This is a genomic window from Micromonospora sp. NPDC005305 (assembly GCF_040607315.1).
GTDB lineage: Bacteria > Actinomycetota > Actinomycetes > Mycobacteriales > Micromonosporaceae > Micromonospora.
Genome location: NZ_JBEXGL010000006.1, coordinates 223,787 through 236,456, shown reverse-complemented (window position 1 = coordinate 236,456; position 12,670 = coordinate 223,787). Strand labels below are relative to the sequence as shown.

13 protein-coding genes are annotated in these 12,670 nt (G+C 70.7%); 5 read left to right on the top strand and 8 right to left on the bottom strand.

All coding sequences use genetic code 11. The features are described from left to right. Positions 1-280: 280 nt before the first annotated feature. The 5 genes from ABZS80_RS13255 to ABZS80_RS13235 form a co-directional block, all read right to left on the bottom strand. On the bottom strand, positions 281-1,054 hold the full coding sequence (locus ABZS80_RS13255) for a maleylpyruvate isomerase N-terminal domain-containing protein (RefSeq protein ID WP_355055926.1): 774 nt from the start codon (positions 1,052-1,054) through the stop codon (positions 281-283). A gap of 369 nt (positions 1,055-1,423) precedes the next feature. After that, positions 1,424-2,401, bottom strand: coding sequence for an ABC transporter permease subunit (locus tag ABZS80_RS13250; protein ID WP_355055925.1), 978 nt, complete (start codon positions 2,399-2,401; stop codon positions 1,424-1,426). Further along, entirely contained in the window at positions 2,389-3,297 is a 909-nt protein-coding gene (locus tag ABZS80_RS13245) for an ABC transporter ATP-binding protein (protein ID WP_355055924.1), read from the bottom strand. Before ABZS80_RS13245 ends, ABZS80_RS13250 begins: the two co-directional genes overlap by 13 nt. Continuing rightward, entirely contained in the window at positions 3,294-3,689 is a 396-nt protein-coding gene (locus ABZS80_RS13240) for a GntR family transcriptional regulator (RefSeq protein WP_355056041.1), read from the bottom strand. The genes ABZS80_RS13245 and ABZS80_RS13240 overlap by 4 nt, the downstream gene beginning before the upstream one ends. Before the next feature lie 110 nt (positions 3,690-3,799). Continuing rightward, positions 3,800-4,381, bottom strand: a complete 582-nt coding sequence (locus ABZS80_RS13235; protein WP_355055923.1) for a dihydrofolate reductase family protein — start codon at positions 4,379-4,381, stop codon at positions 3,800-3,802. A 121-nt stretch (positions 4,382-4,502) separates the two neighbouring features. On the opposite strand from ABZS80_RS13235, the gene ABZS80_RS13230 reads away from it, so the two are divergent. Beyond that, positions 4,503-5,198: an MOSC domain-containing protein gene (locus ABZS80_RS13230; protein WP_355055922.1), complete on the top strand. Its 696-nt coding sequence runs from the start codon at positions 4,503-4,505 to the stop codon at positions 5,196-5,198. A 109-nt stretch (positions 5,199-5,307) separates the two neighbouring features. Here the strand turns inward: ABZS80_RS13230 and ABZS80_RS13225 are convergent, their stop codons facing one another. From ABZS80_RS13225 to ABZS80_RS13215, 3 genes are read right to left on the bottom strand one after another with little or no spacing between them, the layout of a single operon-like run. Further along, positions 5,308-5,601 (bottom strand): DUF1330 domain-containing protein, encoded by a 294-nt coding sequence (locus ABZS80_RS13225; protein ID WP_091261879.1) that lies wholly within the window; start codon positions 5,599-5,601, stop codon positions 5,308-5,310. Between the two features lie 33 nt (positions 5,602-5,634). Beyond that, positions 5,635-7,065 (bottom strand): MFS transporter, encoded by a 1,431-nt coding sequence (locus ABZS80_RS13220; protein WP_355055921.1) that lies wholly within the window; start codon positions 7,063-7,065, stop codon positions 5,635-5,637. Beyond that, on the bottom strand, positions 7,062-7,520 hold the full coding sequence (locus ABZS80_RS13215) for a MarR family transcriptional regulator (protein WP_355055920.1): 459 nt from the start codon (positions 7,518-7,520) through the stop codon (positions 7,062-7,064). Before ABZS80_RS13215 ends, ABZS80_RS13220 begins: the two co-directional genes overlap by 4 nt. A gap of 300 nt (positions 7,521-7,820) precedes the next feature. On the opposite strand from ABZS80_RS13215, the gene ABZS80_RS13210 reads away from it, so the two are divergent. The 4 genes from ABZS80_RS13210 (at position 7,821) to ABZS80_RS13195 (ending at position 12,497) form a co-directional block, all read left to right on the top strand. After that, positions 7,821-8,540, top strand: a complete 720-nt coding sequence (locus ABZS80_RS13210) for an ABC transporter ATP-binding protein (protein WP_355055919.1) — start codon at positions 7,821-7,823, stop codon at positions 8,538-8,540. Beyond that, the gene (locus ABZS80_RS13205) at positions 8,537-11,266 is read left to right on the top strand and encodes an ABC transporter permease (RefSeq protein WP_355055918.1); all 2,730 of its coding nucleotides are present in this window, start codon (positions 8,537-8,539) and stop codon (positions 11,264-11,266) included. Before ABZS80_RS13210 ends, ABZS80_RS13205 begins: the two co-directional genes overlap by 4 nt. A 433-nt stretch (positions 11,267-11,699) precedes the next feature. Continuing rightward, complete coding sequence (locus ABZS80_RS13200) at positions 11,700-11,999, top strand: hypothetical protein (protein ID WP_355055917.1); 300 nt, start codon at positions 11,700-11,702, stop codon at positions 11,997-11,999. A gap of 147 nt (positions 12,000-12,146) precedes the next feature. Then, positions 12,147-12,497 carry a hypothetical protein gene (locus tag ABZS80_RS13195; RefSeq protein ID WP_355055916.1) on the top strand — a complete coding sequence of 117 codons (351 nt, stop codon included), beginning with the start codon at positions 12,147-12,149 and terminating at the stop codon, positions 12,495-12,497. The last annotated feature ends 173 nt before the right edge of the window (positions 12,498-12,670 follow it).

Here is a 12,670-nt window from a genome sequence, read left to right as displayed (position 1 = left end):
GCGGCGGGGCCGGAACCGGTTTGGATGAGACGGACATCCGACGGGTGTGGGGGCGTCGTGGCGGAGCTGGTCGAGATCAGGAGGCTGACCGACCAGGAGGGCCAGCAGTTACCAACGGATCGTGCGCCGGGGAGCACCAACACAGGCGGCAACCGAGTTCCAGCGCAGGGGTGCACGGCCGGGTGATCCGCATCGGCCACGAGGCCCTGCGCTAACCCCGGGCCCAGTGGCGCCCGCAGGAGCGCGCGCACCACCGACAGATGCGTCACACGTGCGGGTCTTACGCGTTCGGGTCCCAGTCTGCGAGCTGCTCCATCGGCTCGGTGTCGCCGGTGGTCTCCAGGCCGTCGAGCGGGACGCGCGCGTAGAAGTAGAGGACCAGTTCGCTCGCTGCGCCTCGCATCGCCATGTCGCCCGGCTCCGCGTCGGCGGCGAGGTCGTCGCAACGGACGCCGTCGGCGTTGAGGGTCAGGCGCCAGGAGCGGCCCTCGGTCGTGTGCAGGTCGATGGTCGCCGGCTTGAACGGCCAGGGGACGGTCGTCGCCGAGACGGTCGTCAGGAACTCGTCGACGCCCTCGACCGCGACGTCCGTCGGCAGCGGCTGTGCGGCCCCCTGGGTGAGCTGGGCGTCGTAGGTGTGGACGGCGATCTCCTGGATCTGGTGCCGGGCCACGGCTCCGCTGGTCTCCGGGGCCTGCGAGCGGCCCCACCAGGTCCAGCAGCCGCGGTCCGGGCCGGCCTCGCGCATCACGTCGAGCATGAGCTCGGTCGACTCGGCGAGCCAGGCGTCCAGGGCTTCGCGGTCCCGGGGCGCGGTCGGGGCGCCCTTCGGGTCCGTCCTCGCCGGGGGCTCAGCGCCCGGGCCCGCCGCGATGATGGCGGCCTGGCGGCGGCGGCCGTCGCCGAGGTGCTGCGCCAGTTCGCGCAGCGTCCAGTCCGGGCAGGTCGGGACCTGGACGTCAAGGTCGGGGGCGGACGCGATCGCGGCGCGGAACGCGGCCGAGCGGTCTTCGATCATCCGCAGGACCTCGGGGAACTTCACAATGTTTTGCACCTCGGTTGTGTATCACTGCGCTCCGGCCGCCGAGTAGCGAATTTGTCGGACGAACTCGTCGACAGCCGGGCGGAGCGCCGGCGCCGAAGCCGTCCTGAACTCGGCGCACTGCTCGCCGACGGAACACCGGTGTGGTTCAGTGGTCGGCCGCCAATGACATCCGTCTCCAGCAGCGCCGAGCCTGATTGGTCGACAGCAGTCACGGCGGGTTGAGGTGCCGCTACCCGCTGCTACCGACGCTCGACGGAAATCACCGCTAAGGCAAGACGGCCAGCTCTGCCATCCACACAGCGTGAACGTCGACACGCCGCCCGGCCGACAAGCCGAACAGCGTGTCAACCAACACCGTGAACGTTTGTGGTCAGGGCACTAGATCATGCGGCGCCGTACCCGCCACACCACCACCCCGATCAGGACCGCCGCGACGGCGATGAACAGGGCCGCCTCGATGAGCTGGAACGTCCAGAACCGGTCGGCCGGGTGGTAGACCCCGAACTGCTGGATGCCCCGCGCGTGCAGGAACTGGTTGAGGTTGGCGCCGGCCCGGTTGGCGGCGCCCTCCAGCTCGTAGTACTCGGTCCAGCTCAGCCTGCGCCCGGTGGCGTCCGCGTAGCCGTGTTCGATCATCCAGTCAGCGAAGCTGGGCACGGGCCAGTGCCCCGCCTGGTCCTTCGAGCCGCCGACGGGGACCGGCTCCATGGTGGTGAGCGGCGTGGCGTACGCGGGACGGGCCAACAGCGCCACCGACATCCGGGCGGCGAGGAACGCCCCGAACGCGACGCCGAACGCGGGCAGGCTGCGCCGCAGGATCGCCCCCGCGGCGGTGGCGACGCCGAACGCGAACAGCGCGTACGCCACCGGAACAAGTCCCTCCAGGTCGAAGGCGTCGTACTGGAACCGCCCTTCCCACGCGTCGAATGGCTGCCGGAACCAGGTGAGCACCGCGGTGAACATCCCGGTGAGCGTGACGGTGACGCCGGCCAGTGCCGCGAGCTTGGCCGCCAGCCAGCGCATCCGCGGCACGGCCTGCGTCCAGGCGAGCTGCCAGGTGCCGTCCTCCAGTTCGCGCGCGAGCAGTGGCGCACCGAGGAACGCACCGATGACGACGGGGACCAGATAGAAGCCCGCCAGGAGGTTCTCGACGTACCCGTACTCCTCGTCGAGCCGGCGGAAGGAGGCCGCGCAGGCCTCGTTGATACCGGCCTCTCCCGCACACCGGGCGGGACCGCCGGGGAACAGGTCGTGGGCCTGCGTCCCGAGCACGAGCAGGGCAATGCCGAACATGCCGACAAGCAGACCCAGGACGCAGACCTCGGTCCGGTGCTGGCGCCAGATCAACCACGCCATGCCGCCACCCCCGACGTGACCGCGGCGCTCGGCTCGGACGGCCGGCGCAGGTACGCCAGCACCAGGTCCTCCAGCGCGACCGGCTGGGCCTGCCACCCAGGCGCGGCCGGGATCGCGCCGTCGCGTACCAGCAGGGTCGTGTGCCGGTCGCTGTGGACGGCCTCCACGACGGTGCCGGCCCGGTCGAGGTCGGTGGCCGTGCGCGGGCCGACGAGCAGCCGGTGCTCGGCGAGGAGGGTGTCGATGGCACCGGTGAGCGTGACCCGGCCGTGGTTGAGCACGACCAGGTGGTCGCAGACGCGCTCCAGCTCGTGCACGACGTGGGAGGAGAACAGGACGGTCACCCCGCCTTCGGCCACCGCGCCCATGAGGACCTGCAGGAACTCGTGCCGGGCCAGCGGGTCGAGGCTGGCCACCGGCTCGTCGAGGACAAGCAGGTCCGGCCGCTTCGCCAGGGCCAGAGCCAACGCGACCTGGGCCTGCTGCCCGCCGGAGAGCGTACCGGCCCTGCGGTCGAGCGGGATGCCCAGCTTCGCCAGCCGGCGCTCGGCCAGCCCCTGGTCGAACCGCAGGTTGCAGGCCCGGCCGAAGCGGAGCATCTCGGCGACGGTGAAGCGCTTGTACAGGGGGTGGTCCTGGGCCAGGAACCCGACCCGGGACAGGGTTTGCGGGGTGCTGGCGGTGACGTCGTGGCCGAGGACCTCCACCGTGCCGGTGCTCGGTGCCAGCAACCCGACGACCAGGCGCAGCAGCGTGGTCTTGCCCGCGCCGTTCGGCCCGACCAGGGCGATCACGCCGCCTGCCGGCAGGGCCAGGCTGCAGTCGCGCAGCGCCCAGCCCTTCCGGTAGCGCTTGCCCACACCGTCGGTGCGCAGCGCGAACTCGGTCGCTGTCACGCCACGTCCTCATTCCTCGTCTGCTGGTGGACGGAGGTAAAAAGCGCGTTGACCGCCTGCTCGTCGAGGCCGGCCCCGTAGGCGCGGCGCAGCCAGGTCGTCAGGCCGCGGCGCAGCGACGTGTACGTCGATGCCGACATCGCGGCCGACTGCTGTTCAGTGACGAACGTGCCCTGGCCGGGCCGGCCGGTGACCAGGCTCTCCTGCTCCATCTGCCGGTACGCCTTGGCGACGGTGTTCGGATTGATCGCCAGGTCCTCGACCACCTCGCGGATGAGCGGGAGGCGGTCACCGGGTTGGAGAAAGCCCAGCAGCACCGCCTGGCGGACCTGCTGGACGAGTTGCAGGTACGGCGGCACGCCGGAGTGGGTGTCGAGCCGGAAGACGAACACGGTAGCCCTTTCTGCTTTCCTAGTACCATAGTAAAGCAGCAAGTTGGCGGTCAGGAGAGCCGACGTGTCACCGTTCGCAGTGGACTTCTTCGCGTACCCGCTCGGATCGGTCAACGGCGCACCCGATAGCGCAGGTGAAGCACCCGGTTGCCCGGAATCACCACGTCCGGATCCTCCAACAGGTGCTGCGCGTGGACCGACCCGAAGTAGCGCTTGCCGGACCCGAACACGACGGGTACGACGTCCATGCGCACCTCGTCGACCAGGCCTGCGGCAAGTACCTGGCCACCGACGTCGCCAGCCGCGACCTCGACTATGCGGTCACCCGCAAGCTCCTGCGCCTTGGCCACGGCTGCGTCGACGCCGTCGACGAAGTGGAACGGCGCCTCGGGGTCCCAGCCCTCGGGCTTCGGCCGGTGCGTCACGACGACCACGTGGTCTACCCCGCCCGGAGGCTTCCCGTCCCAGCCGTCCGTCATGTCGAAGACGTGGCGGCCGACGATTGTCGCGCCGATCTGGTCCCAGTACGGCCGGGTGTAGTCGTAGGACGTCTGCGACACCGTCACCTCGCCGCTGGAGTCCAACGGCACGTCACCGCTGGACAACCAGTCGAACAGCGGTCCGGGCTGGTCATTCTCGTCCGCGACGAAGCCGTCCACCGACACCGAGCTGTACATGACTACTTTGCCCATGGGGCGCTCCTCTGCTCTGGGATGCCCCCATATTGGCGTACCGTCAGCTGTCGCTCTTGTACGAAATCAATCGGCCGGCAGCGGCCAGCCGTCCTTCGTCCGGCCACCTACAGTGACGCCGATGGAGCTAGCCGAGATCCGCCGGTATCCGATCAAGTCGCTACTCGGCGAGCAGCTCGCCGCCGTGGAGGTCGACCAGCGGGGATTAGTTGGTGACCGTTTGTGGGCCGTGCGGGACGCAGACGGGAAGCTGGGCAGCGGGAAGAACACCCGTCGCTTCCGACGGATGCCGGGCCTGTTCACGCTCCGCGGGCATTTCGGTGATCCGGTGCCGCTCGTCGAGCTGCCCGACGGACACCGCTTCGCCGCCGATGCAGCAGCAGGGCATGAGGCTGTCAGCAAGGTGCTCGCCCGTCGCGTCACGATCGAGCGTCAGGCTGAGGTCATGCACCACGACGAGGGACCGGTAAGCCTGATCAGCACCGCCGCCCTGCGACGACTCCATGATCTCCTGGGGGAGCCGGTTGAGCCGTTGCGGTTCCGCGCCAACCTGCTTGTCGATGTGCCGGGAAGCGACTTCCCTGAAGACGGATGGCTCGGAAGAGCTGTTCGCATCGGTTCCGATGTCGTCTTGAGACCACGCCAGCGGCTTACTCGATGCGTCATGATCGACCTCGCTCAGGAGGACGCCCCGGAGCACGGGCATCTCCTGAGAACTGTCGCCGATCACCACGACATGACCTTTGGCGTGTGGGCCACAGTCGAACGCCCTGGTCGTATCGCACTAGGGGATGCGGTCGAACCCATCTCTAGCTGAGACACGAGCGGGTTGGCGGAGTGTCACCCAGGTCCTGGTACCGACCTGTCACGCAGGTCCTGAGACAGGACACCGGCGGCAGGCCGCTGTCGTACTCTCTGGACCTCGGTCAGTCGATGCCTTCGACGATGCGGAAGTCGCGCTCGACGCCGTCGGAGAGGGCGACCAGCGCCTCCTGGTAGGCCGCACTCTCGTGCGCCGCGACGGCCTGCTCGAAGCTGTCGAACTCGACCAGGACGGTGCGCTCGGCAATTCCGGCGTCATGCGCCACGACCCGACCGCCACGGACGAGGGTCCGACCGCCCCCGGCCTTGACGGCCGGACCGGCCAGCTTGTTGTAAGCAGCCAGCTTCTCAGGGTCTGAAATGGTGCGGTAGACGCTGACCCAGTAGCCCTTGGGCATGGAACCTCCAGTGTCGGGATGAGTGCATCTGACCTACGGGTTGGTCTCGGACGAGCGTCGGCGGGCGAGAGCGAGGCTTGTCAGCGTCGTGATCGCCATCGCGCCGATGCCGACGAGCGCCGCAGTGGTGTAGGCGCTGTCGTCGGGGAAGAGGTGGCCGGGCCCGGTGCCAGCGGCGAGGATCAGGCCGCCGATGGCGCTGCCCAGGGAGTACCCGACGCTGCGGACGACGTAGTTGAAGCTCATGGCGCTCGACGTCTCGCTCTTGGGGGTGACGGCCAGGATGACGCCGGGCATCGCGGCCGAGAAGCCGCCGACGCCGAAGCCGAGCACGCCCATCGCCGCGAACAGTTCGGCCAGGTCCGACCGGGCCGCCGCGAACAGGGCGAACCCGCCGCCGACCACGACGGCGCTGCCGGCCAGGAGCAGGGGGTCGGCGATCCGCGTCCGGACCCGCGGCGTGAGCTTGCCGGCGACGAACCCCAGCACCGAGAACGGGATGAGGACCAGCCCGGCGACGAAGGTCGTCAGCCCGAAGCCGTAGCCGGCGCCGTGCGGCGTCTGCGCGTACCGGGTGATGAGCGTGAGCAGGAGGTACATGCCGATCCCGCCGACGAACATGGCGAGGTTCGCCCCGGCGACCGCCGGGTGCCGCACCGCCCGCACATCGACCAGGGGCGTCGTGCTGCGCAGCTCGATGACGGCCCAGACGCACAGCAGCACCACCGCGACGACGGCGATGCCCGCCGCCACGGCGAGGTGCCGGCTCCACAGGTTCCGTTCGCCCGCGAGGAACAGCACCAGGAGCAGCGCAGCGGCCAGGACGACCGCGCCTGCCACGTCCACGTGGGCGGAGCGGCCTTCGGGGGCTTCGGGCATGGAGCGCCACGCGGTCAGGAGGGCGGCGGCGGTGACGACCAGGCCGAGGCCGTAGGCGGCCCGTACCCCGCCGAGCTCGGCGAGCAGTGCGGCCAGCGGGTAGCCGACGCCGGCCCCGATGATCGAGACCACCGAGATCAGGGCGATCACGGCCGCGCTGCGCTCCTCGGGGAGGTGGTCCCGGGCCACGCCCATCATCAGCGCCGTCAGCCCGAGCCCGATGCCCTGGGCGGCCCTGCCGGCCAGCAGCCACGCGAACGGCAGCGGCAGCACGGTGAGCGCGCTGCCGGCGACGACGACCGCCAGCGTGGCGAGGATCGTGGCCCGCCGGTGCGGGCCTGCTCCGAGCCGGCCCAGGACCGGCGTGGCGACGGCGCCGCTGAGCAGCGCGACGGTCAGCGTCCACTGCGCGCTGCCGAGCGAGACGTGGAACGAGGTCGCCACGCTGGTGATGAGCGGCGTCCCGAGGCTGGCGACCGCCGCCACGACCAGAGCGATGAACACCAGGGCGGGGACCAGCAGCCGCGCCTCGGAACGCGCCACCGGGAACGCCTTCACCGACCTGCCGACCGGCTGCCCGGTCACTGCTTCGGTCCTTCGCGGTCCTGGCTTTCGAGCTCTGCCAGATGCTTCAGCGCCGGAAGGGCCGCCACCAGCGCCTCGACCTCGTCGCCGGTGAGCGCGCCGATCAACCGCTCGAACGCGTGGACGCCCGCCTGGCGCCGCGTCCGGACATAGGAGGCGCCGGCCTCGGTCAGGCACACCAGCGTGACCCGCTTGTCGGACGCGTCGCCCCGCCGCTCGACCAGGCCCGACTCCTCCATCACCCGGACCAGGGCGGTCATCGCGGGCTGGGTGACGCCCTCGACCGCGGCCAGATCGGTGATGCGCCGCGGGCCGGTCCGGTCCAGGGTGGCCAGGGTGGCGGCGGACGTCAGGCTCATGTCCCGGGGCAGGCGTCTCGCGGCCCTGGTGGCCAGGCCGTAGAGGGCTGCCCCGATGGCGGCGGACGCGGCAGGAGCGGTGTCTTGACGACTCACGCTCGAAGCATAGCATCTTTATATTCATAGTTTATGGAAATGGCGGACTGGCGCGGGCGCGCGCTGGCCGCGATGGAAGTGCTCAGGTCTGATCTGGACGTTCGGCTGCTCGGTGGATCGAGCCACTGTTCACACCGGCTTCCATCATTGCGTTCTACATACCCGGTATGCATACTCAGTAGGTGTGAACCTCTGCCCTCATGCCCGGTCCGCCCGCCGACCGAACGTCCCCGGATTGCGCCCATCGGCTTCGACGCTGGCGCAAGCCGCGCCCGCCACCCCACTGTTGGAGTCGGCCCGGTGAACGTGCTGGAGATCCGTAACGCGTTCCGGAGGCACGGCACGGGCGACGCGGCGGTGACCGCGCTCGGTGGTGTCAGTATCGCCGTACGCCCCGGCGAACTCGTCGGCGTCATGGGGCCCTCGGGTTCCGGTAAGTCGACCCTGCTCAACCTCGCCGGCGGGCTGGACCGCCCGACCCAGGGCGAGGTATGGGTCGAGGGCGAACGGCTGGACACGCTCGACCGTGGACGGCTCGCCGCGCTGCGCCGACGCTCGATCGGCTACGTGTTCCAACACCTCAACCTGCTGCCCGGCCTCACCACGGTGGAGAACGTCGCGCTGCCACTCGAGTTGGACGGCAGCTCCGTACGGCAGGCCCGCCGGCGCGCCGCCGCCGCCCTCTCCGAGGTGGGCATGACCGACCTCGCCAAGCGCTTCCCCGACGAACTCTCCGGCGGCCAGCAGCAGCGGGTGGCGATCGCGCGCGCCCTGATCGGCCGGCGCCGGCTGGTCCTCGCCGACGAGCCGACCGGGGCGCTCGACTCGCAGACCGGCGAGGCGGTGTTGCGGGTGCTCCGCGCCCGGGTGGACGCCGGGGCCGCCGCCATACTGGTCACCCACGAGGCGCGACACGCGGCCTGGGCCGATCGGGTGGTGTTCATGCAGGACGGCGTGGTCACCGCCAGGTCGGGGCCACTGGACCGGCCCGAGCGACTGCTGGACGGGACGGCCCGATGACCCGGCGACCAAACCGCCTGTCGGACGCCCTGACCTCCTGGCGTACCGCGCTGCGCATCTCGTGGCGCGAATGCCGCCGGGCCAAGGGACGCAGCGCGCTGGTGGTGGCGCTGATCGCGACGCCCGTGCTGGCGCTCAGCTTCGCCGCCGCGTCCTACGACATGTTCCGGCTCACCGCCGCCGAGCGGCTGCAACGCACACTCGGCGCCGCCGACGCCAGGCTGACCTGGGACTACGTCGGCGCCATCGAGCAGAGTCCCGATGGCGACCTCCTCGCCGCCACCGGCTTCCACCGCAGCGCCACCGCCGACCACGAACCGGCGACCACCGCCGAGGTGACCACCGCCCTGCCGTCCAGCAGCCGGGTCGTCCCGGTCTGGAACGAACAGAAGTGGGACTGGCGCACGGCCGACGGCCTCGGCCCCATCCCGTCGTACGGGCTGGACCTGGCGGACCCGGTCACCGAGGGGATGGCGCGCCTACGGACGGGACGTGCGCCAACCAGCGCGACCGAGGTGACCGCCAGCGAGGCCGCCTTGCGCCGGCTCGGTGTGGCCCTCGGCGGGACGGTCGAACTGGCCGAGGGGTCGCGGCGGTTCACTGTGGTCGGGGTCGTCGAGATTCCGGACGACCTCGGCGAGGTCATCGTGCTACCCCCGGCCGCCCGCAGCGATCCCCCGAGCGCGTGGCTGGTCGACGCCCCGGCCCCGATCGGCTGGGACCAGGTTAGGAAGCTGAACACCGAGGGCATCACGGTGATCTCCCGGGTGGTGCTGCTCGACCCGCCGTCGGTGCCGCAGGACTCCCAGTCGGAGGTGGATGCCCGGTCGGTCGGCGTCGGCGTACTGCTCGGCGGGCTCGGTGCCATGCAGATCGTGCTGCTGGCCGGGCCGGCGTTCGCCATCGGTGCGCGGCGCCGCCAACGCGACCTCGCTCTGGTCGCCGCCAACGGCGGCAGTCCCGCCCACCTGCGCCGGATCGTGCTCGCGGACGGCGTGGTGCTGGGCCTGATCGGGGCCGCCGCCGGGATCCTGCTGGGCGCGCTCCTGGCGGTCGCCGGGCGTCCGCTCGTGGAGGAGCACCTGGCCCACGCGCGGGCCGGCGGGTACCGCTTCTTCCCCCTCGCCCTACTCGCTGTCGCCGGGCTGGCCGTACTGACCGGGGTGGCGGCGGCGCTGGTGCCCGCGATCGTGGCGGCGCGGCAGAACGTGGTCGTCGCGCTGAGCGGACGTCGGGGCGTGACGCGGTCTCGGCGGCGGTGGGTGGCCGTCGGGCTGGCGCTCGCCGCCGGCGGTGTCGGGCTGGCGGCGTACGCCGCGGTCCACGTGACGACGAACCTGCTGCTGGCCGGGCTGGTGCTGGCCCAACTCGGCCTGGTGCTCTGCACCCCGGCCCTGGTGGGCCTGCTCGCCCGGCTCGGCCAGCACCTACCGCTGACGCCGCGGCTCGCGCTCCGCGACGCCGGCCGCAACCGGGCCGCGACCGCCCCCGCGATCTCCGCCGTGATGGCCGCGGTGGCCGGAACCATCTGCCTGGGCGTCTACCAGAACAGCAGCGACGCCCGGTCAGTGGCGACCTATCGCCCGGACACGCCAGCCGGTTACGTGACCGTGGTGAATCCGCTCCGACGGGATCAGCCGTCGATCCGGGCCGACCGGCTCGCGGCGATCGCCAACCGTGCCCTGCCCGCCTCCCAGGTAACCGAGATCCGGGTCCCCGGTTGTCGTGGCTGGGAGCCCGGCGAGTGCCCCAACCCCTCCGTGGAGGTGGTGCTTCCGCCGCAGCGAGAGTGTCCCTTCCTCGGCACACAACGGCCCCTCACCTCCCAGGAGCAGCGCGACGCCCGCGCCGACGCCCGCTGTCGCTTGTCCCGGGCGACGTACTCACGTAGCTACGCTCCCCTTGTCGTCGACGACGGCAGCGCGGTGGCGCCCCTCACGGGAGCCCATGGCGACGACCTCTCCCGGGCCGTCGCCACGCTGCGGGCCGGCGGCCTGGTCGTCACCGATGCCCGCTACGTGGTGGACGGAACGGTGACGGTGCGCCCACCCGCGGTGCCGAAGCCGGGAGGACCGTTGAAAGGGGCCAAACAGCCAGCCGCTCTCAAGCTGCCGGGGTACGCCCTCACCACCGGAATCCCGTCGGACCGGACGATCATCTCGCCGGCGGCGCTGGCCCGCTCCGGGCTCATCGCACACCAGTGGGGCTTCGTGATCGCCACGTCGACTCCCGACACGGCGACAGAGGACAGGTTCCGCGCCGAGGTCAGCGCCCTCTCCCCGGGCCTGCACGTCAGGGTGGAGCGGGGCCCCGCGACGTCGGACGACCCGGTCCTGATCATCCTGACGGTGGCGGCCGGGCTGATCACCCTCGGCGCGGTCGGCATCGCGACCGGGCTCACCGCCGCCGACAGCCGACCGGACCTGTCGATCCTGGCCGCCGTCGGCGCCAGCCCGATCGTGCGCCGGAAGCTATCGCTGAGCCAGTCCGGCACGATCGCCGGCGTCGGGTCCCTGCTCGGCATGACCGTCGGGCTCATGGCAGGCGCCGTCATCCTCACCGCGATCAACCAGACCTACCTGCGGAGCTGGCCCAGCGGAGACCCGTACCCCATCGTCGTCCCGTGGACCGTCCTCGGTGCACTGGCCGTGGTGCCGCTGGTCGGCATGCTCGGCGTCGGTCTGCTCACGCGGTCACGCCTGCCGATCGAACGACGGCTCGACTGACAGCTTCGCCGGGCACTGCGGCAACGCGCGGCGGCACCGAAACGCGGCGGCCCCGTCCCCGATCGGGGACGGGGCCGCTCGGCGCCGGAATTGCTCGATCCATCTGGTTCGTCGAGCCGGGAGGGCAACGCTACTTCGAGCAGAGCAAACCCCTGACTTGTCTACTGGAGTCAGACGCGAGGGTCTGCAGCCCGTAGCGTCAGGGCGCCGGTTGGCACTGGCTCGCAAACCCCTTGCCGCCCCCGGGTTGGCTCATCAAGAGCGTGCCACCGCTGGCCGGCGCCCGGGACTGCGCAGGCCAGATGAGAACCACACACCCAGCGTGGGCAGCCGATGAGAGAGCGACAGCCCGGGCGCCTCGACCGAAGCCTGGCCGGCCCACGGTCGTAGGTCAATGAAACAAGTAGCCGATGAGCGCGCATATGCTCTGTCTGTGTTTGCGATCGAGATACAAGGCATCCGTCGCGTGCGTCTGCGAGTTGGACGGTGGCACCTCCGCACCTGGCAGTCCTTGGTGATGATCCTTCCAAAGGGATACCGCAGCCCTGAGTTGACCTATGTGGTCGAGGAAACAGACGAGCGCGGCGAAGGCCTTCGCCAACTTGGCGCGTTCTTCTCGCTCCATGCTGCGGAGGCGTGCCTATCTCGACTCGAGTCCGAGGGCTTCACTAACCTGCACATCAACATGATCCCGATCCACGCGCGGCTCGACGACTGGGAGTTCGATCGGTAAGTTCGGGGTTTCCGGGCTCTGTCGACGTCGTCCGCTCACGCCGCGATCAACGCGCTGACACGACCTGGCCGCCGCAAACCGCGCTCGCTGCTCTCGCCCGCACACAAAGGCAGCCGGGCCTTTGCTGGCCCGACTGCCTTGCTCCCGATGCCGGACTTCGCCGTCGACCTGCTGACCGCCCACCGCGAGGCGTTCCCGGCTGGCACCCGCGGTGAGGTCTTCACCGACTCGTCCGGTGGTCCGCTGCGCCGGACGCTGTTCCGGGCTCGCGTCTGGAGGCCGTCCCTGGCCCGCGCCGGACTGCTCAGGACCGTGAATCGGCTGGGGCACTTCAAGTGGCGTGCGGCCTGGGTCGACACCGAGGGCGTCGAGTGGTCGGCGGAGTTCACCACCGAGCGAGAAGCGGTGTCACACGTGGCGAAGATGGCGCCGGGCGGACTGCGCTTCCACGACCACGGCAGTCGTACGCGACTGAGGCGTTCGCTGACGATCCGCTGACGACCAACGACGACTGACGATGGAATTAGCAAGAGGCACCCTCGACCGAGCGTGCCTCATCTGCGCTATTCCAATGGTGGGCGATACTGGGATCGAACCAGTGACCTCTTCGGTGTGAAGCATGACGCTGCACCGACTCTGACCTGCGAAAGCGGAACGCGCGGGTCAGGGGC

Excerpts from the sequence above, each read along its gene's own strand:
- ABZS80_RS13250 (WP_355055925.1), bottom strand. The coding sequence starts at position 2,401 with ATGGCGTGGTTGATCTGGCGCCAGCACCGGACCGAGGTCTGCGTCCTG.
- ABZS80_RS13235 (WP_355055923.1), bottom strand. The coding sequence starts at position 4,381 with ATGGGCAAAGTAGTCATGTACAGCTCGGTGTCGGTGGACGGCTTCGTC.
- ABZS80_RS13230 (WP_355055922.1), top strand. The coding sequence starts at position 4,503 with ATGGAGCTAGCCGAGATCCGCCGGTATCCGATCAAGTCGCTACTCGGC.
- ABZS80_RS13225 (WP_091261879.1), bottom strand. The coding sequence starts at position 5,601 with ATGCCCAAGGGCTACTGGGTCAGCGTCTACCGCACCATTTCAGACCCT.
- ABZS80_RS13205 (WP_355055918.1), top strand. The coding sequence starts at position 8,537 with ATGACCCGGCGACCAAACCGCCTGTCGGACGCCCTGACCTCCTGGCGT.
- ABZS80_RS13195 (WP_355055916.1), top strand. The coding sequence starts at position 12,147 with ATGCCGGACTTCGCCGTCGACCTGCTGACCGCCCACCGCGAGGCGTTC.